The organism is Mycobacterium barrassiae (genome assembly GCF_025822765.1).
Classification (GTDB): Bacteria; Actinomycetota; Actinomycetes; order Mycobacteriales; family Mycobacteriaceae; genus Mycobacterium; species Mycobacterium barrassiae.
This window is the reverse complement of the sequence record NZ_JACKUK010000041.1, coordinates 63,077-78,682: the sequence shown is the minus strand read 5'-3', so window position 1 is coordinate 78,682 and position 15,606 is coordinate 63,077. Positions and strand designations below refer to the sequence as shown.

Sequence of the window (15,606 nt, the reverse complement as noted above, 5' to 3'; positions counted from 1 at the left end):
ATCACGCACCGTCAACGACACCCCGACCGAACAGGAGGCCACCCCCGCGGCACTGACCGCCTGAACCATCACATCGAAGAATCACGCGACGACGTCGTACACCACGTCCGTGGACTTGACCATGTGGCGACTAGTTGAGCACGGGCGCACGGGTGTCGATTCGTCGTTCTACTTGCGTGAGTTCGCGGCTCCGGACGGGTGCAGAGTTGACGACCCGGAAGCGTGGAAGATCGCGAATCCGGCGATGACTTGCCCGCGCCCATTCCAGTTCAGCGACGGCATGGCGTCTGACCTTGCGACGAGCCGCGAACCTGTCTTTCGCCAGCTACGGCTAGGCCAATGGGTGACCGGCGTTGACGCTTGGTTGCCGTTCGGGGCGTGGGACGCCTGCCAGGTGGACCGCACAGTCGGGCCGGGCGAGCGCGTCACGTTGGCGTTCGACGGTTCGGCATCCGGTGACAGCACGGCCCTTATCGGCTGCACGCTCGACGGGCACCTGTTCGTCGTTGACGTGTGGGAGAACCCCGGCGATCCGCGTTGGCGCGTGCCACGCGGCGAAGTAACCGCAGCGGTCGATATGGCGTTCGCCCGCTATGACGTGGTGACGATGGCGTGCGATCCGTGGGGCTGGCGTTCTGAGATTGAGCAGTGGGCCGCTAGGCACGGTGAGGCGCGGGTGATCGAGTGGAACACCGCGCACGCCTCCCGTATGGCACCGGCAACGGACCGGCTGTATCAGGCCGTGATGACTCAGGCCGTCTCTCACGACGGCGACGAACGCCTAGCAAGCCATATGGCGCACTGCGTCGCTAAGGCGACGCCGCAGGGCGATCTGGTGAGTAAGGACAAGCGCGGATCGCCGCGCAAGATCGACGCCGCCGTGGCCGCGATAGCCGCATTCGATTGCGCCGCGACCACACCGACTAACGAGAATGGGGTTTGGTTCTTTTGAGTACAGATACACAAAGCGACGTGCTTAGGCGGTTGCTTAAGGCGATGGACGAACCTATCGCCAAGTACAACCTGCTGGACAGCTATTGGTACGGCAGGCAGCGGCTCGCATATATAGCCGAAGAACACCGAAAGTTGTTGGGCAACAGGCTAGGTCGCCTGGTAAGCAACATTCCGCGCCTAACGGTGCTTAGCATCGCCGAGCGGCTTAGGGTGCAGTCGTTCGACGGGATTAACGTCTCCGATGACTGGGAGGCTAACGACATGCCGCAGCATTGCGGCACGTTGTTCCGCGAGGCGCTGCTACTTGGTTCTGGCTACGTGCTTGTTTCGACGGCACCGGACGGCAGCCCGAGGATCACTGTCGAGAGCGCCAAGCAAGTCAGCGTTGAGCGTGACCCGGCTTCCCGCGTCGTGACGAGCGCGCTAAAGCGTTGGGAGACGCTGACAAGCACCGAGGCCACGTTGTTCCTGCCCGACAGGGTGGTGCGGTATTCCGCGCCGACTAAGGGCGCGTCGTCGGGTGCGCTTAAGCAGGTTGACGAATGGCCTAACCCGGTGGGTGTGGTGCCTATGGTCCCGGTCGTCAATAGCGACCGGCTGCTAGACGTTGACGGCTGTTCTGAGGTTTGGGACTTGCTGCCGTTGTGCGATTTTGCGAACAAAATCCTGGTTGATATGGCTTGCACGTCTGAGGCGACGGGGCTGCCACGGCGTTGGGCTACGGGGCTACAGCCGAGGGAACAGATCGTTAAGGACGCTGACGGCAACCCGGTGCTAGACGGTAACGGAAGTCCGGTTAAGGAACTTGTCAGTCCCGTCAGCCCGGACACGTACCAAATGGCAGTTGCGTCGGCAGCCGACGCAAAGTTTGGTCAGTGGGAAGCCGCCGCGATGACGGGCTACGAATCGTCTATGCGCGTAGTCATGGGTCAGATCGGCGCTATCTCAGCGCTACCCCCGGCCTACCTCGCTGCGTGGGACGCACAGCCAACGAGCGCCGATGCCGTACGGGCGCAGGAGAGTTCACTAGTCGCCCGCGTCGAAGCTAAGCAACTGATCTTTGGGCCTGCCCTTGAACAGGTGGCCGCGCTAGTAGTGGCCGTCCGCGACGGGGTTGACCCGGCAAGTGTGACGCCGCGTGTGAAGTGGGGCGATCCTGCCAGCCGCTCGACCGCTCAAGAGGCCGACGCAGCCGTGAAGCTGTATCAGGCGGGTGTGTTGTCGCGTGTTGGGGTGTTGCGCAAGTTGGGTTACTCCGACGACGAGATTGCCGCCGAGCGGGCCGCTAAGCGTGCTGAGGCTCTTGACGGCCAGGGCGTCAACGTTGCCGCGCCGAAAGTCGTCACGGCGGTGACGAGTTCGCCCGAGGCCGCGTGAGCGCGGTAGACGAGTACCAGGCAGCCACCGAACAACTAGCGGCCAGCGCGGCGCGTGAAGTGCTAGCGGTCTACGCCGACCTAACGGCAGAGCGGATACCACCGGGCACGGCGGCGCTCTGGATCGCGGCGGCAATCAACCGGGCCAACGCAGCGGCGGTGACTCTGGCCGACGTGTGGCTATCGGTGCAGATCGAGGAACAAGCCGCGCAGCCGGTGCCCACCGTGGGCGTTCTGCCGGTAGACGGCTCTGAGCGGTTAGTTAAGGCCGCTAACACGGTGCTAAGCAGTCACTTTGAGCGCGCCCCCAAAACGACCGCTAGCTACAGCCGGCAAAACGACATAAGCCCAGATCAGGGCACAGAAACCGGGAAACCAGCAAATTTTCGTGACGCCACGAATGTTTCGGGTGACGCTAATGAAAAGCCGACTAACTCGCCGGACATGCGCTTAGAGCGGTTAGCGCGCTCCGAGGTATTCGAGGCCGCGCAGCAGGCCACGCACGACGCGATGCAGAAGCAACTGCTAGTTGAGGGATGGGTGCGGCAGTTCGACGCCGACCCGTGCCAGTTGTGCCGGTGGTGGTGGCGTGAGGGCCGTATCTGGCCTAAGGCGCATCCGATGCCCCGGCATCCCGGCTGTAACTGCACTCAGCGCGTGGTGTTGGTGGAAAGCGTTCGCAGCACCGGATTTACGAGACAACTTGAGAGGAACACATGAGCGGGACAACTCAGCCTGACGCTGCCGACGATCTTGGCGGCTCCGACAAAATTGCTGGTCAAGATCAATCTACTGATGCCAGTAAGTTGATCGACGACCAGAACGACGACACCGCGCACGGGGCCGAGCTTGAGCAGAAGGTGACCGACGCCGAGGCCCGCGCCGACAAATTTGCACGCGCCCTCTTTGAAGCACGCGCAGCCGCTACCGGGCGACTGGCCGACCCGACCGACCTACCGTTTAACGCCGAACTGCTAGACGATGCCGATGCGTTTACAGCCGCGATTGATGCGCTGCTGCAAGCTAAGCCGCACCTAGCGAGCCGTAAACCGGCATGGGGCGATGTAGGCGCGGGACAGGGCCAGCCCGCTAGCGGCGGGCCGAGCTTCGCAGACCTATTCGCAAGCGGCTAGATGCGGACGACCGAATCGTTGACCGTGTATCGGGGTGACACGGACAAGTACGGCAATCCGACAAAACAAGAGCACGGCACGGTGCAAGGCGTTCTCGTATGGGGAACCACGCAGCCCTCAACCCCCGTTGGTGAGCGTGGCGAGAGCGCCAGCACCGGAGCCGAACTCTACGTCGCTAAGGGCACAGACCTTAGGGCTAAGGACCGCGTTAAGCGCGCTAACGGAGACACCTATCGGGTGATCGGTGGCGCGCAGTGGGACCAACCGCACCCGGTGACGGGCCGCGATTTCGGTTGGCAGGTATTCCGTTTGGAGTCCGTGTGAGCCACCCGCTACGCGACATAGAAACCCGCAGGATGCCGAGGGCGGTGCTGATGAGTCCCGCCTTAGGTGCGCTGTTGCAGACGCAAGCCGAGCTTGTCGCCACGTTGTACCGGGCCAAGGTCGCTAAGCGCACCGGGCAGCTAGCGGCGTCCGCTAATCCGTACGTGACGGTGGGCGGGCATAAGAACGACCGGCTAATCGGCAAGGTCGTTGTGGGCGCGGGCGTGGAGTATGCCGCGCTGCATGAGTTCGGTTCCAAGAGCAATCCGCATCGTCGGGCCGCTAAGGACTTGGCCGAGGTTGTGCAAACGCTGACCAAGGGCACCTAGCGTGCCAGGGCTTCCGCGAGAGTCGCGGAAACCATTATCTAACAACACAATTAACTGAATAGAGGACAACTCAATATGGCAGTTCTAAACAGTAACCTCGCGCAGGCTTGGACCCCGGAAGATTACGGGAAGCTGATCGACCTGGTTTTGGCCGAGGAAAGCATCGCGTTTCAGGCGGGCACGGTAGTGCAGACCAATTCGGAGACGGTTCGTTTCCCGATGCTTACCGCCGATCCGGCTGTCGGTTGGTACGCCGAAAACTCTCAGATCAGCTTGACCGATCCGAGCAACAGCGAGCTAGTGATCACGCCTAAGAAGGTGGCGGGTCTAACGCAGTCCAGCAACGAGGCTATCGAGGACTCTAATCCGGCTGTGGCTACGGTGATCGGTAGCGCGCTGGCGCGGTCTATCGCTAAGAAGGTCGACGCGGCGTTCTTTGCGAATACGACGACTAACGGGCCAAGCGGCCTGCTGTCGCTGACCGGCATCAACGTTGTCGATACGGGCACGATTACGTGGGATTCGCTTGACCCCATTCACCAGGCTAAGCACGACGCTCTGGCTGACGGCGCGAAGCTGACGCACATCATCCTTGCGCCCGATGTGGCGCTAACGCTGTCTAAGGCGAAGGAAACCGAGGCGTCGTTTAAGGGTCTGCTGGATAACGTCGCCGATGGTGTTTCGCTGGCTGGCCTAAAGCTGCTGGTGTCCACCAATGTGGCTGCCGGTAATGCGTGGGCCGTCGATGCCTCTCAGGTGATCGTGGCGCAGCGCACCGGGACCAAGATCATTCGTAGCGATCAGGCCGCGTTCGATTACGACGGGGTGCAGATTCGTGCGACGGCGCGTATCTCTTGGGGCTTCGCTAACCCTGCTGGTGTGGTCCGTCTGTACGACGCGGCCTAATCATGGCGGCGGTTTTGGCTGCTGACGTGGGCGCGCTGCTAGGTGACAGCGCGCCCACCGAGGCCGTTCTACAGCACGCCGTGGACGCCGTAACGCTGATGGCGCGTGCTTACACCAGAAACGAAGGTTTCGACCAGGGCGACGACCACGACGAGGCCAACGCGGAGATTGCGGCGGCGATCCTGACGGCGGCGTGCCGACTGGCGCGCAATCCGGGCCAGCTAGCCACGTCAGAAACGATGGGGCCGTTCACGTTCGACGTGCGCGGCGGCTTTCAGGGCTTCAACCTTGCCGAACTGGCCGCGCTGGATAGATACAGAATCCACGCGCTGTGATCGCGCTCCCCGACTGGTATCAGGACAATTTCGTCAATCTCGAAAACCTGATGATCGACCTATTCGGCAAGGTACTACCCGACGTTGAATCGGGCTGTTGGGTGCCTGACGAGTGGTTTGACGAGCAGATGCCAGCCGACCCGATGCTGTGGTTTTTCCGGGTGCCAGGTGGCCGCGTGGACTATCAGCAGAACTACGACGAGGGGCTGATTCAGGTGAGCGCTGTTACGGCGTCACGCGACGATTCCTGGTCGGTTATGTCGGTCGTTCGGGCGGTGCTGCTGCCGATGCAGGGCGACAAGTTCACCATGTCGGACGGCTTCACTGCACAGATTCACGGCGTTGAGGAAGTGGCGGGGCCGCAGATTCTCACGCCGGGTCAGCAGATTGATACGCGCATCGTGTCCGGGACTTTCAAGGTCCGGGTGGGGTTGCGTTCGCGCCAGCGGTACAGAGAGACCGTGAGCGCGCTATAGACATACCGGGGCGTCCGTCTCGGTAGTCCCGTCGTCGCGGCGGGTGTGGGGAAACCGTTAGATACCGCTAATGGGCGTAGGTCGGCCCGGCAGTTTCCGTGAGCGCTGCCGGGCCGGGCTGCACCTAGCCGAGAACAGCCGTAAGCGCCGCAATCAACTCGCGTGCCTGGTCATCAGATAGCGCCGCGTCCCCGGCAACAACGATGCCGTCGCCTGATCGCTCGACGGTGACCGTCTCTCCGTACCTGCTGGTAATCGTGGCGGGGTGGTCGAGTGTGGGCGTGTTGGGCACGGGCGTCTCCTTTACCGGATCGCAGATGTTGGCAACTGCCAATATCTGACGCCGCCGTCAGTGGCGGGTGACGCAGAAGCTACACGCCGTAGTGGCGATCCGCGAGTACATGCCGTGTACGTCGGGTTTTGGTGCTTTCCCGCTACGCAGACGCTACGCACGGCACCACTCTGCTGCCACTGGTGGCAGCCGGGATTGATCGGATAAAACCAATCTGGCCTGCGTAAATAGTCCGCCTGCCGCCATTTGCCACCAGTGACACCCAATCGCTCCGAACTGGGAAAACGCCGAAAGCCGATATCCGGCTTACAGGCCAACTCATCCCTTCTCCGCAGCTTTCTCCCAGCCTGCGTCTGTATACAAGATTTCAAGATCGTAGACAGGACGGCGGAGATGGCATACGAAAGTTCGGCCGCACGCATCGCTGCGCAGCTGAGGGCCGAGATCCTGCACGGCGACCTGGCGCCGGGTTCCAAGTTGGCCCAGGTGGGGCTCGCCGAACGCTTCGGCGTCAGCCGCATCCCTGTGCGCGACGCGCTGGCGATCCTCGCCGGCGAGGGGCTGGTCCAGCCGCTGTCCAACGCCACCGCGGTGGTCACCCGGATGTCGGTCGAGGAACTGCAGGAGCTCTACGACCTGCGCCTGGCCATCGAGCCGAGAACCACGGAGCTCGCCGTTCCCAACATCGGTCGCGCCGACGTCCTCTACATGCGCAAACAGTCGGCGATCATGTCCGAGCCCGTGGACGGGCGGACGTGGTTGGCGGCCAACACCGAGTTCCACGCGGCGGTCTACCGGCGGGCCAACCGCCCCCGCACCATCGAACTGATCGAGCAGCTGCGGCGCTTGACCGACCGCTACGTGTACATGCATCTCGAGAGCGGGCAAGGGCGTCACCTCGGATCCGAGCACGACGCCATATTGGCCGCCGTCGAACGCGGCGATGCCGCCCTGACCGCGCGTCTCACCAGTGAGCATCTCGCCCAGGCGCACGACAGCATCCTCGGTTACCTCGACGCGCATCCGTCGGTGCTCGACCCGCACGCGGTGCTGTCGCCATGACCGAGCAGACGTCTGTCCGGCAGGCCATGGCGAAGCTGACGAGCTCGCACCGAGGCCTGATCTATCGGGCGTACTACGTCAAACGCACGACGGCGCAGATCGCCGCCGAGTTGCGCACATCCGAATGTGCGGTGCGGGCCGAACTGCACGAGGCGATGCTGGCGCTGCGCCGCGCCCTTCGCGACGCGCACGCCACCGCCTGAATCAGGTGTGCTTGCGTACCGACTTGGCGAGCTTCTTCAGCGCGCCGCCGAGTTCGGCCTCGGCTTGGCGCGCCAACTCGTCTTCGCGCTGATAAAGCACCCCGTAGGTGAAGGTGTCCTCGTCGGCGGCGTGCGCGGCCAGGGCCTCCTTGCTGAGGTGCGCCCGGCTGACCACGCTGTCCTGGTGATCGCCGAGCAGCGATTGAATCGACTTCGCGCGGTCGGCCACCTTGTCGGCACCCGTCGCCGATGCGGTGTACCGAAGTCTCTTGGCGCGCTTACGGATTCGATGCAGTGCCTCGTCGCGTTCGGGCTCGGACTCCGCGGCCTTGGCGGCCTTGGCGGCTTTTCGGACCCTTCGGTATGCCGAGTCGATCGTGGCTGTCGCGGCTTCTTCACCGTCGGACGGCACGGGCGGCGGGATCGCGGTCACCAACGCCTCGAGCGCGTCGAGCAGTCGGAAGTAGCGTGCCGAGCGCATCGCGATCACCGACCGCCGGTGTCCCGACGCGTAGCGCTTTCTCGCACCGTCGACCAGCCGTTCGCGCACCGGTCCGCGGACGAGTTCGGCGGGCAGTTCGTCGAGCGCCTTCTCGTACTTCTCGGCGAGCACCTCGGCGTCGCGCGCCACACCGAGCACGGCGGCCAGCTGACGCAGCTCGTCGAGGATCCAGGCGTCGTCGCTGAGTCCGAACGCCCCCTCGGAGGACTGCAGCAGGCTGCGAATCTTGCGTGTCGTGACCCGCATCTGGTGTACCGAGTCCTCGACGTCGGCGCGTACCGCACGGTCCCAGACGAGGAGTTCGTCGACCAGTTCGGCCACGGCGCGGTGAATCGGGTCGTCCGGCGGCTCCGGCGCTTCCGATGCGGCGGTCGTGTCGAGCACCCTGGCCAGCTTCGAACCGTGGCCGGCGGGTGCTGCGCCGGCATCCAGGAGGCGGTTGGCCAACCGGTTGAGCATGTCGCGGTCGCCACCGTCGACGAGTTCGAGCTCCCATTCGCGCCACTGCTGTTCCGGCCCGTCCTCCTCCGCACGGGCGGTCACCTGGTCGTCGCAGAACTCGGCGAGCGCGGTGCCGTCGGGCCCGTAGAGCATGTCGACGGTGCGTTCGGTCGAGATCCGCGCCACGGGAGCCAGCGGACGGTCCCTGACGATGGCCAGCACGACGTCGCGCAGCTCGTCGGGCACAGGGTCTTCGACCGCCGAACCCAGCGGCGCGCGCACCTCGGTGCGGGCGTCGGGGCCCGCGGGCAGTTTCAGATGCCATCCGGCGTCCGGGCCGCCGGTGCGACGGCGCAACGTGATGCGGTGGGCGGCTAGGTCGCGGTTGGGGGTGTCGTAGTAGACGGCGTCGAGATGCTGCGCGGGTGAACGTTCCACTCGGGAGACGGCCGACAGCCCGTCGAACGACGGCGACACAGTGGAATCGACGACGTCGAACTTGCGCTCGACCTCCAGATAGCTCGAGTTGGATTCGCCCATGGTGCGAGTCAGACTGCCACAGAAATGTGAACGACGGGCCGGGGGAGCGCGCGACCTGCGAAGCCGCGGCGATAAGGTCCAGGTGTGACCGACTACGAGACGATCAAGTTCGAGCTGTCCGGCGCCATCACCCGGATCACGTTGAACCGGCCGGACGCCGCAAACGGAATGAACGACACCATGACTCGCGAACTCGCCGACGCCGCGCGGCGTTGCGACACCGCCGCCACCAAGGTCGTGGTGCTCACCGGGTCGGGCCGCTTCTTCTGCGCCGGAGGCGATCTGAAGGACTTCGCGTCCGCGCCCGATCGCGGACTGCACATCAAGGGCGTCGCCAACGATCTGCATCGGGCGATCTCGAGCTTCTCGCGGATGGACGCCGTGCTCATCACGGCGGTCAACGGCACCGCCGCCGGCGCGGGCTTCTCGATCGCCGTGACGGGCGATCTGGTACTGGCCGCCGAGTCGGCGTCGTTCACCATGGCGTACACCAAGGTCGGGCTGTCCCCGGACGGCAGCAGTTCGTACTTCCTGCCGCGGCTCATCGGCATCACCAAGACGAAGGAACTGATGCTGACCAACCGGGTCCTCTCGGCGCAGGAGGCCTCGCAATGGGGCCTCGTGACCGAGGTGGTGCCCGACGACCAGTTGGCGGCACGCGCCGACGCGCTCGCCGAGAAGATGGCGGCGACGTCAGGCGGATCCAACGGTGCCGTCAAGGCGCTGATGCTCTCGACGTTCAGCAGCGGACTGGAAGAGCAGATGGAATTCGAGAGCCGGCACATCTCGGCACGGGCCAACAGCGCCGACGGTCGAGAAGGCGTCGACGCCTTCTTGGCGAAGCGGAAGGCCGAGTTCTCCTAAGCGGGCCAGACCTAGAAGGAGTGCTCCTCGGCGGGGAACGCCCCGCTGGCCACCTCGTCGGCGTATTGGATTGCGGCGCTACGCAATTCAGCACCGACATCGGCGAAGCGCTTGACGAACTTGGCGGTCTTACCGCTCGTCATGCCGGCCATGTCCTGCCATACCAGCACCTGCGCGTCGCAGTTGGGTCCGGCGCCGATACCGACCGTCGGAATGGTGAGCTTGCCGGTGATCTGCGTGGCCAGCTCGGCGGGCACCATCTCGAGCACGATGGCGACAGCGCCGGCTTCCTGCACGGCGATCGCGTCGTGGATGGTCTGCTCGGCGGCGTCGCCGCGGCCCTGAACCCGGAAGCCGCCGAGGCCGTTGACGCTCTGCGGGGTGAACCCGATGTGGGCGACGACGGGGATGCCGGCCTGCGTCAGCGTCGCGATCTGATCGGCGACTCGCTCACCGCCCTCCAGCTTGACCGCCCCCGCACCGGTTTCCTTCATGAACCGGGTCGCGGTGGCCAGCGCCTGCGCCGGTCCGGCCTCGTAACTGCCGAACGGCAGGTCGGCGACCACCAGCGCGTGCGGCGCGCCACGGACCACGCCGCGCACCAGCGGGATGAGCTCGTCGACGCTCACCGGCACCGTGGTGTCGTAGCCGTAGACCACGTTGGCCGCCGAATCGCCGACCAGCAGCACCGGAATGCCCGCGTCGTCGAAAACGCGCGCGGTGGAGAAGTCGTAGGCGGTCAGCATGGCCCACTTGTGGCCTTCGGCCTTCCACTTCTGGAGGTGCAGCGTGCGGACTTTCGTACGCGGCTTGGCCGGTTGTGCGGAATCAGCGGAAGGTTTTCCCTCGGCAGCACCGTAAACAGTCTGCTCAGACATCGTTGTCCCTCATGGGTTGGTCCGGTCGATCCTCGAGGCCCATCCGGGTCCCCGGGTTCGTCTGACCTGTTCAGTCTGCCACCTCGACCGGCCAAAGTTAAAAGCCCCGTTAAGTGGATTTCCTCACACCCGGCTCCGGCCCGCCTACCATCGGCGACATGCAACGGCTAAGCGGACTCGACGCCAGTTTCCTGTATCTCGAGACCGCGAAGCAGCCACTGCACGTGTGCTCGATCCTCGAGCTCGACACCTCGACCATGCCCGGCGGGTATACCTTCGACCGCTTCCGTGACGCCTTCGACTTGCGGATCAAGGCGATGCCGCAGTTCCGGGAGAAGCTCGCCGACAGCCGATTCAACCTCGACCATCCAGTGTGGGTGGACGACAAGGATTTCGACATCGACCGCCACCTGCACCGCATCGGCCTGCCGTCGCCCGGCGGCCGACGTGAGCTGGCCGAGATCTGCGGACACATCGCGTCACTGCCACTCGACCGCAGCCGTCCGCTGTGGGAGAAGTGGGTGATCGAGAACGTCGAAGGCACCGACCCGCGGGAGGGTGGTCGCATCGTCGTAATGACCAAGGTGCACCACGCCGGCGTCGACGGTGTCTCGGGAGCGAACCTGATGTCGCAGCTGTGCAGCACCGAAGCCGATGCCCCGCCGCCGGACCCGGTGGACGGTCCCGGCGACGCGAGCTCGTTGGAGATTGCCGTATCGGGGGCCGTCAAGTACGCCACCCGGCCGCTCAAGCTGATCAACACAATTCCGTCGACCTTGTCGACTGTCGTCGACACCGCCAGGCGCGCGGCGGGCGGCAACGCCATGACAGCCCCGTTCGCCGCGCCGAAGACCCCGTGGAACAACAACGTCACCGGGCATCGCAACGTCGCGTTCACCCAGCTCGAGCTCGAGGACATCAAGACGGTCAAGAACCACTTCGGGGTGAAGGTCAACGACGTGGTGATGGCCCTTGTCTCCGGCGTACTCCGCAAGTTCCTCGACGACCGCGGCGAACTGCCGGAGGGCTCCCTGGTGGCGATGGTGCCGGTGTCGGTGCACGACAAATCCGATCGGCCCGGCCGCAATCAGGTGTCGGGCATGTTCTCCAAACTGGAGACGCACATCGACGACCCTGCGGAGCGGCTGAAGGCGATCGCCGAGTCGAATTCGGTTGCCAAACAACACAGTTCGGCGATCGGAGCGACTCTGCTGCAGGACTGGACCCAGTTCGCGGCGCCCGCGGTGTTCGGGGTCGCGATGCGCGTCTACGCCGCGAGTCGGCTGAGCGGGGCGCGGCCGGTGCACAACCTCGTCGTCTCCAACGTTCCCGGCCCGCAGGTGCCGCTCTATTACCTGGGCTGCGAAGTGGACGCGATGTACCCGCTCGGGCCGATCTTCCACGGCTCCGGACTGAACATCACCGTGATGTCGCTGCACGGCAGCCTGAACGTCGGCATCGTGTCGTGCCCGGAGTTGCTGCCCGATCTCTGGGACATGGCCGACGACTTCAAGGCCGCTCTCGACGAGTTGCTCATCGCGACTAAATAAGCCACGCGATAGCCGCCTAGCCTGCGTCGATCCATGGTCATGGCAGCATGTGGTGCCATGAAGCTGAAGATCGGCGTCCTTGTGGCTGCGCTGATGTTGCTGGTCGCCGGTTGCACCAAGAACATCGAGGGCCGCGGAGTCGTCGCGGTGCCCCCGCCGGGCTCGCCCATCGAGTGGGGCGAGTGCGAGTCCGACTCCTCCGACGGTGAGCCGGCGCCCGAGGGTGCCGAGTGCGGAAAGCTGTCGGTGCCCGTGGACTACTCCAAGCCCGACGGCGAGGTCGCGCAGCTGGCGATCATCCGGTACAAGGCGACCGGCGAGAAGATCGGCACGCTGATCATCAACCCCGGCGGTCCGGGCGAGCCGGGCGTCGCCGCCGCGTCGGGCATGCTCGAGATGCTGCCCGACGACGTCCGCGAACGGTTCGACCTGGTCGGTTTCGACCCGCGTGGTGTCGCGGGTTCCAACCCTGCGGTGTGGTGCAACTCCGACGCCGACAACGATCGGCTGCGTGCCGACCCGCAGGTCGACTACACCCCGGAGGGCGTCGAGCACATCGAGTCCGAAACCAAGGCCTTCGTCCAGCGCTGCGTCGACAAGATGGGCAAGGAATTCCTGGCCAACGTCGGAACCGCCAATGTCGTCAAGGATCTCGACGCGCTTCGCGAGGCCGTCGGCGACGAGAAGCTGACCTACCTGGGCTACTCGTACGGCACCCGGATCGGGGCCCTGTACGCCGAGGCGTATCCGGACAAGGTGCGGGCGATGATCCTCGACGGGGCCGTCGACCCCAACGCCGACCCGACCGAGGCCAACATCCGCCAGGCCGCGGCGTTCCAGCAGGCGTTCAACGACTACGCCGCCGACTGCGCGGAGGACCCGTCGTGCCCGCTCGGCACCGATCCGGAGAAGGCGGTCGACGTTTACCGCAGCATGATCGACCCGCTGGTGAAAAAGCCGGCCAAGACCCGGGATCCGCGGGGGCTGAGCTACTCCGACGCGATCGTCGGCACGATCCTGCCGCTGTACTCGCCGAACCTGTGGCGTCACCTCACGCAAGCGCTCAGCGAGGTCAAACAGGGCAGGGGCGACACGATGCTGGCGCTGGCCGACCTCTACATGGGCCGTGACGAGAACGGCCACTACAACAACTCGACCGATGCCAGGGTCGCGATCAACTGCGTCGACAAACCGGCGGTGACCGACCGCGCCAAGGTCATCGAGGAGGACCGCCGGGCCCGCGAGGCGGCGCCGTTCATGAGCTACGGCGAGTTCACCGGGCACGCGCCGCTGGGCACCTGCGCGTTCTGGCCGGTGCCGACGACGACCGAGCCCCACGAGATCAAGGTCGAGGGCCTGCCGCCGATCCTGGTCATCTCGACGACCAACGACCCGGCCACGCCGTATCAGGCCGGCGTCGACCTGGCCCGCCAGCTGGGCGGCACGGTGCTCACCTACGAAGGCACGCAGCACACCGTCGCGTTCCAGGGTGACAACTGCGTCGACGACATCGCGGCGCGCTACCTGATCGACGTCGTCGTCCCGCCGGAAGGCACACGGTGCAGCTGAGCATCACCACCGTCACCGCATCGGACCTCCCGGAGCTGATGCCGATGCTGCGGGCCTACTGCGACTTCTACGAGGTGGACCCGTCCGATGCCCGCCTGGAGACGCTGGCGAGGGCGCTGATCGACAATCCCGACGAGGGCGTGCAGCTGATCGCTCGCGGTGACGGCGCGCCGTTGGGGTTCGCGACCATCTTCTGGACCTGGCAAACGCTGTACGGCGCCCGCGTCGGCGTGCTCAACGACCTGTACGTGAACGCGGCGGCCAGGGGCTCGGGCGCGGGCCGGACGCTGATCGAGCGGGGGCTGCAGCTGTGCCGCGAGCGAGGGGCCGAGAAGCTGGTGTGGGAGACGGCGCCCGACAATGCCACGTCGCAACGGCTCTACGACGGCATCGGCGCGACGAAGTCGACGTGGCTGAGCTACGAACTCGACGCCTGACCGCCGGTAATTGCAGTCCTCACGTAACACGGATTTAACAGCCGCTGCATACCCTGCGGACATGGATCGGCAGAAGGAATTCGTGCTGCGCACACTGGAAGAACGCGATATCCGCTTCGTCCGGTTGTGGTTCACCGATGTGCTCGGATACCTGAAGTCGGTCGCCATCGCGCCCGCCGAACTCGAGGGCGCGTTCGAGGAGGGCATCGGCTTCGACGGCTCGGCGATCGAGGGCTTTGCCCGCGTGTCGGAGGCCGACATGGTCGCGCGGCCCGATCCGTCGACGTTCCAGGTGCTGCCGTGGACCTCCAGCGCAGGCGATCACCACTCCGCGCGGATGTTCTGCGACATCACGATGCCGGACGGGTCGCCGTCGTGGGCGGACTCTCGCCACGTGCTGCGCAGGCAGCTGTCGAAGGCCAGTGACCTAGGCTTCTCCTGCTACGTGCATCCGGAGATCGAGTTCTTCCTGCTCAAGCCCGGGGAGTACGACGGCTCGGTGCCGGTGCCCGCGGACAACGGCGGCTACTTCGACCAGGCCGTGCACGACGCCGCGCCGAACTTCCGCCGCCACGCCATCGACGCGCTCGAGCAGATGGGCATCTCGGTGGAGTTCAGCCACCACGAGGGCGCGCCCGGCCAGCAGGAGATCGACCTGCGCTACGCCGACGCGCTGTCGATGGCCGACAACGTCATGACGTTCCGCTACGTCGTCAAGGAGGTCGCCCTCGGCGACGGGGTGCGCGCCTCGTTCATGCCCAAACCGTTCTCGGACCATCCCGGCTCGGCGATGCACACCCATATGAGCCTGTTCGAGGGCGAGACGAACGCATTCCACAGCCCCGACGACGTGTTGCAGCTCTCCGACGTCGCCAAGTCCTTCATCGCGGGAATCCTCGAGCACGCCAACGAGATCAGCGCCGTCACCAATCAGTGGGTGAACTCCTACAAGCGACTGGTCCACGGCGGCGAGGCGCCGACCGCGGCGTCCTGGGGAGCCGCCAACCGCTCGGCGCTGGTGCGGGTGCCGATGTACACGCCGCGCAAGGCCTCGTCGCGACGCGTCGAGGTGCGCAGCCCCGACTCGGCGTGCAACCCGTACCTCACCTTCGCCGTGCTGCTGGCCGCGGGTCTGCGTGGCATCGAGAAGAACTACGTGCTGGGCCCGCAGGCCGAGGACAACGTCTGGAACCTCACGCCTGAGGAACGCCGCGCGATGGGCTACAAGGAGCTGCCAGGCAGCCTCGGGGTGGCGCTGAGCGAGATGGAGAACTCCGAACTGGTCGCGGAAGCGTTGGGGGAGCATGTCTTCGACTACTTCCTGCGCAACAAGCGGGCTGAGTGGGAGAACTACCGCAGCCACGTGACGCCGTTCGAGCTCAAGGCATACCTCTCTCTGTAACCGAGCTCCCGCGCCCGTGCGCTAACGTCGAGC

At 65.2% G+C, this 15,606-nt stretch carries 18 protein-coding genes; 15 read left to right on the top strand and 3 right to left on the bottom strand.

The genetic code is table 11. The features are described 5' to 3' along the window. Window positions 1-343: 343 nt before the first annotated feature. From H7J93_RS29320 to H7J93_RS26210, 8 genes are all read left to right on the top strand, one after another. On the top strand, window positions 344-952 hold the full coding sequence (locus H7J93_RS29320; RefSeq protein WP_267309207.1) for a terminase TerL endonuclease subunit: 609 nt from the start codon (window positions 344-346) through the stop codon (window positions 950-952). Next, window positions 940-2,331: a phage portal protein gene (locus H7J93_RS26240; protein ID WP_267309206.1), complete on the top strand. Its 1,392-nt coding sequence runs from the start codon at window positions 940-942 to the stop codon at window positions 2,329-2,331. Before H7J93_RS29320 ends, H7J93_RS26240 begins: the two co-directional genes overlap by 13 nt. Continuing rightward, window positions 2,328-3,050: a putative phage head morphogenesis protein gene (locus tag H7J93_RS26235; protein ID WP_267309205.1), complete on the top strand. Its 723-nt coding sequence runs from the start codon at window positions 2,328-2,330 to the stop codon at window positions 3,048-3,050. The genes H7J93_RS26240 and H7J93_RS26235 overlap by 4 nt, the downstream gene beginning before the upstream one ends. Further along, entirely contained in the window at window positions 3,047-3,463 is a 417-nt protein-coding gene (locus tag H7J93_RS26230) for a hypothetical protein (RefSeq protein ID WP_267309204.1), read from the top strand. Before H7J93_RS26235 ends, H7J93_RS26230 begins: the two co-directional genes overlap by 4 nt. A gap of 374 nt (window positions 3,464-3,837) precedes the next feature. Further along, window positions 3,838-4,116 (top strand): phage virion morphogenesis protein, encoded by a 279-nt coding sequence (locus tag H7J93_RS26225; RefSeq protein WP_267309203.1) that lies wholly within the window; start codon window positions 3,838-3,840, stop codon window positions 4,114-4,116. Window positions 4,117-4,191: 75 nt separating this feature from the next. Further along, window positions 4,192-5,022, top strand: coding sequence for a phage major capsid protein (locus tag H7J93_RS26220; RefSeq protein ID WP_267309202.1), 831 nt, complete (start codon window positions 4,192-4,194; stop codon window positions 5,020-5,022). Between the two features lie 2 nt (window positions 5,023-5,024). Further along, window positions 5,025-5,357 carry a hypothetical protein gene (locus H7J93_RS26215; protein ID WP_267309201.1) on the top strand — a complete coding sequence of 111 codons (333 nt, stop codon included), beginning with the start codon at window positions 5,025-5,027 and terminating at the stop codon, window positions 5,355-5,357. Next, the gene (locus H7J93_RS26210; protein WP_267309200.1) at window positions 5,354-5,833 is read left to right on the top strand and encodes a phage tail termination protein; all 480 of its coding nucleotides are present in this window, start codon (window positions 5,354-5,356) and stop codon (window positions 5,831-5,833) included. Before H7J93_RS26215 ends, H7J93_RS26210 begins: the two co-directional genes overlap by 4 nt. A gap of 124 nt (window positions 5,834-5,957) precedes the next feature. On the opposite strand, the gene H7J93_RS26205 is transcribed toward H7J93_RS26210, so the two are convergent. After that, window positions 5,958-6,125 (bottom strand): hypothetical protein, encoded by a 168-nt coding sequence (locus tag H7J93_RS26205; protein ID WP_267309199.1) that lies wholly within the window; start codon window positions 6,123-6,125, stop codon window positions 5,958-5,960. Window positions 6,126-6,518: 393 nt separating this feature from the next. On the opposite strand from H7J93_RS26205, the gene H7J93_RS26200 reads away from it, so the two are divergent. Together H7J93_RS26200 and H7J93_RS26195 are read left to right on the top strand one after the other, a co-directional pair. Further along, on the top strand, window positions 6,519-7,187 hold the full coding sequence (locus H7J93_RS26200; RefSeq protein WP_267309198.1) for a GntR family transcriptional regulator: 669 nt from the start codon (window positions 6,519-6,521) through the stop codon (window positions 7,185-7,187). Further along, window positions 7,184-7,390 (top strand): sigma factor-like helix-turn-helix DNA-binding protein, encoded by a 207-nt coding sequence (locus tag H7J93_RS26195; protein ID WP_267309197.1) that lies wholly within the window; start codon window positions 7,184-7,186, stop codon window positions 7,388-7,390. The genes H7J93_RS26200 and H7J93_RS26195 overlap by 4 nt, the downstream gene beginning before the upstream one ends. A 1-nt stretch (window position 7,391) precedes the next feature. Here the strand turns inward: H7J93_RS26195 and H7J93_RS26190 are convergent, their stop codons facing one another. Next, the gene (locus H7J93_RS26190; RefSeq protein ID WP_267309196.1) at window positions 7,392-8,873 is read right to left on the bottom strand and encodes a CYTH and CHAD domain-containing protein; all 1,482 of its coding nucleotides are present in this window, start codon (window positions 8,871-8,873) and stop codon (window positions 7,392-7,394) included. An 84-nt stretch (window positions 8,874-8,957) separates the two neighbouring features. Between H7J93_RS26190 and H7J93_RS26185 the strand changes: the two genes are divergently transcribed. Beyond that, window positions 8,958-9,737, top strand: coding sequence for an enoyl-CoA hydratase/isomerase family protein (locus H7J93_RS26185; protein ID WP_267309195.1), 780 nt, complete (start codon window positions 8,958-8,960; stop codon window positions 9,735-9,737). 11 nt (window positions 9,738-9,748) lie between these two features. Here H7J93_RS26185 and panB read toward each other — a convergent pair whose 3' ends face one another. Beyond that, window positions 9,749-10,615, bottom strand: a complete 867-nt coding sequence (panB, locus tag H7J93_RS26180; RefSeq protein WP_267309194.1) for a 3-methyl-2-oxobutanoate hydroxymethyltransferase — start codon at window positions 10,613-10,615, stop codon at window positions 9,749-9,751. Between the two features lie 158 nt (window positions 10,616-10,773). On the opposite strand from panB, the gene H7J93_RS26175 reads away from it, so the two are divergent. The 4 genes from H7J93_RS26175 to glnA all read left to right on the top strand — a co-directional run bounded on the left by H7J93_RS26175 (window position 10,774) and on the right by glnA (window position 15,573). Continuing rightward, window positions 10,774-12,165 carry a WS/DGAT/MGAT family O-acyltransferase gene (locus H7J93_RS26175; protein WP_267309193.1) on the top strand — a complete coding sequence of 464 codons (1,392 nt, stop codon included), beginning with the start codon at window positions 10,774-10,776 and terminating at the stop codon, window positions 12,163-12,165. A 57-nt stretch (window positions 12,166-12,222) separates the two neighbouring features. After that, on the top strand, window positions 12,223-13,734 hold the full coding sequence (locus H7J93_RS26170) for an alpha/beta hydrolase (protein ID WP_267309192.1): 1,512 nt from the start codon (window positions 12,223-12,225) through the stop codon (window positions 13,732-13,734). Beyond that, window positions 13,725-14,171: a GNAT family N-acetyltransferase gene (locus H7J93_RS26165; RefSeq protein ID WP_267309191.1), complete on the top strand. Its 447-nt coding sequence runs from the start codon at window positions 13,725-13,727 to the stop codon at window positions 14,169-14,171. Before H7J93_RS26170 ends, H7J93_RS26165 begins: the two co-directional genes overlap by 10 nt. A gap of 61 nt (window positions 14,172-14,232) precedes the next feature. Then, window positions 14,233-15,573 (top strand): type I glutamate--ammonia ligase, encoded by a 1,341-nt coding sequence (glnA, locus tag H7J93_RS26160; protein WP_267309190.1) that lies wholly within the window; start codon window positions 14,233-14,235, stop codon window positions 15,571-15,573. Window positions 15,574-15,606: the final 33 nt, after the last annotated feature.

Excerpts from the sequence above, each read along its gene's own strand:
- H7J93_RS26230 (WP_267309204.1), top strand. The coding sequence starts at position 3,047 with ATGAGCGGGACAACTCAGCCTGACGCTGCCGACGATCTTGGCGGCTCC.
- H7J93_RS26225 (WP_267309203.1), top strand. The coding sequence starts at position 3,838 with ATGAGTCCCGCCTTAGGTGCGCTGTTGCAGACGCAAGCCGAGCTTGTC.
- H7J93_RS26220 (WP_267309202.1), top strand. The coding sequence starts at position 4,192 with ATGGCAGTTCTAAACAGTAACCTCGCGCAGGCTTGGACCCCGGAAGAT.
- H7J93_RS26215 (WP_267309201.1), top strand. The coding sequence starts at position 5,025 with ATGGCGGCGGTTTTGGCTGCTGACGTGGGCGCGCTGCTAGGTGACAGC.
- H7J93_RS26200 (WP_267309198.1), top strand. The coding sequence starts at position 6,519 with ATGGCATACGAAAGTTCGGCCGCACGCATCGCTGCGCAGCTGAGGGCC.
- H7J93_RS26195 (WP_267309197.1), top strand. The coding sequence starts at position 7,184 with ATGACCGAGCAGACGTCTGTCCGGCAGGCCATGGCGAAGCTGACGAGC.
- H7J93_RS26190 (WP_267309196.1), bottom strand. The coding sequence starts at position 8,873 with ATGGGCGAATCCAACTCGAGCTATCTGGAGGTCGAGCGCAAGTTCGAC.
- panB (WP_267309194.1), bottom strand. The coding sequence starts at position 10,615 with ATGTCTGAGCAGACTGTTTACGGTGCTGCCGAGGGAAAACCTTCCGCT.
- H7J93_RS26175 (WP_267309193.1), top strand. The coding sequence starts at position 10,774 with ATGCAACGGCTAAGCGGACTCGACGCCAGTTTCCTGTATCTCGAGACC.
- H7J93_RS26170 (WP_267309192.1), top strand. The coding sequence starts at position 12,223 with ATGAAGCTGAAGATCGGCGTCCTTGTGGCTGCGCTGATGTTGCTGGTC.
- glnA (WP_267309190.1), top strand. The coding sequence starts at position 14,233 with ATGGATCGGCAGAAGGAATTCGTGCTGCGCACACTGGAAGAACGCGAT.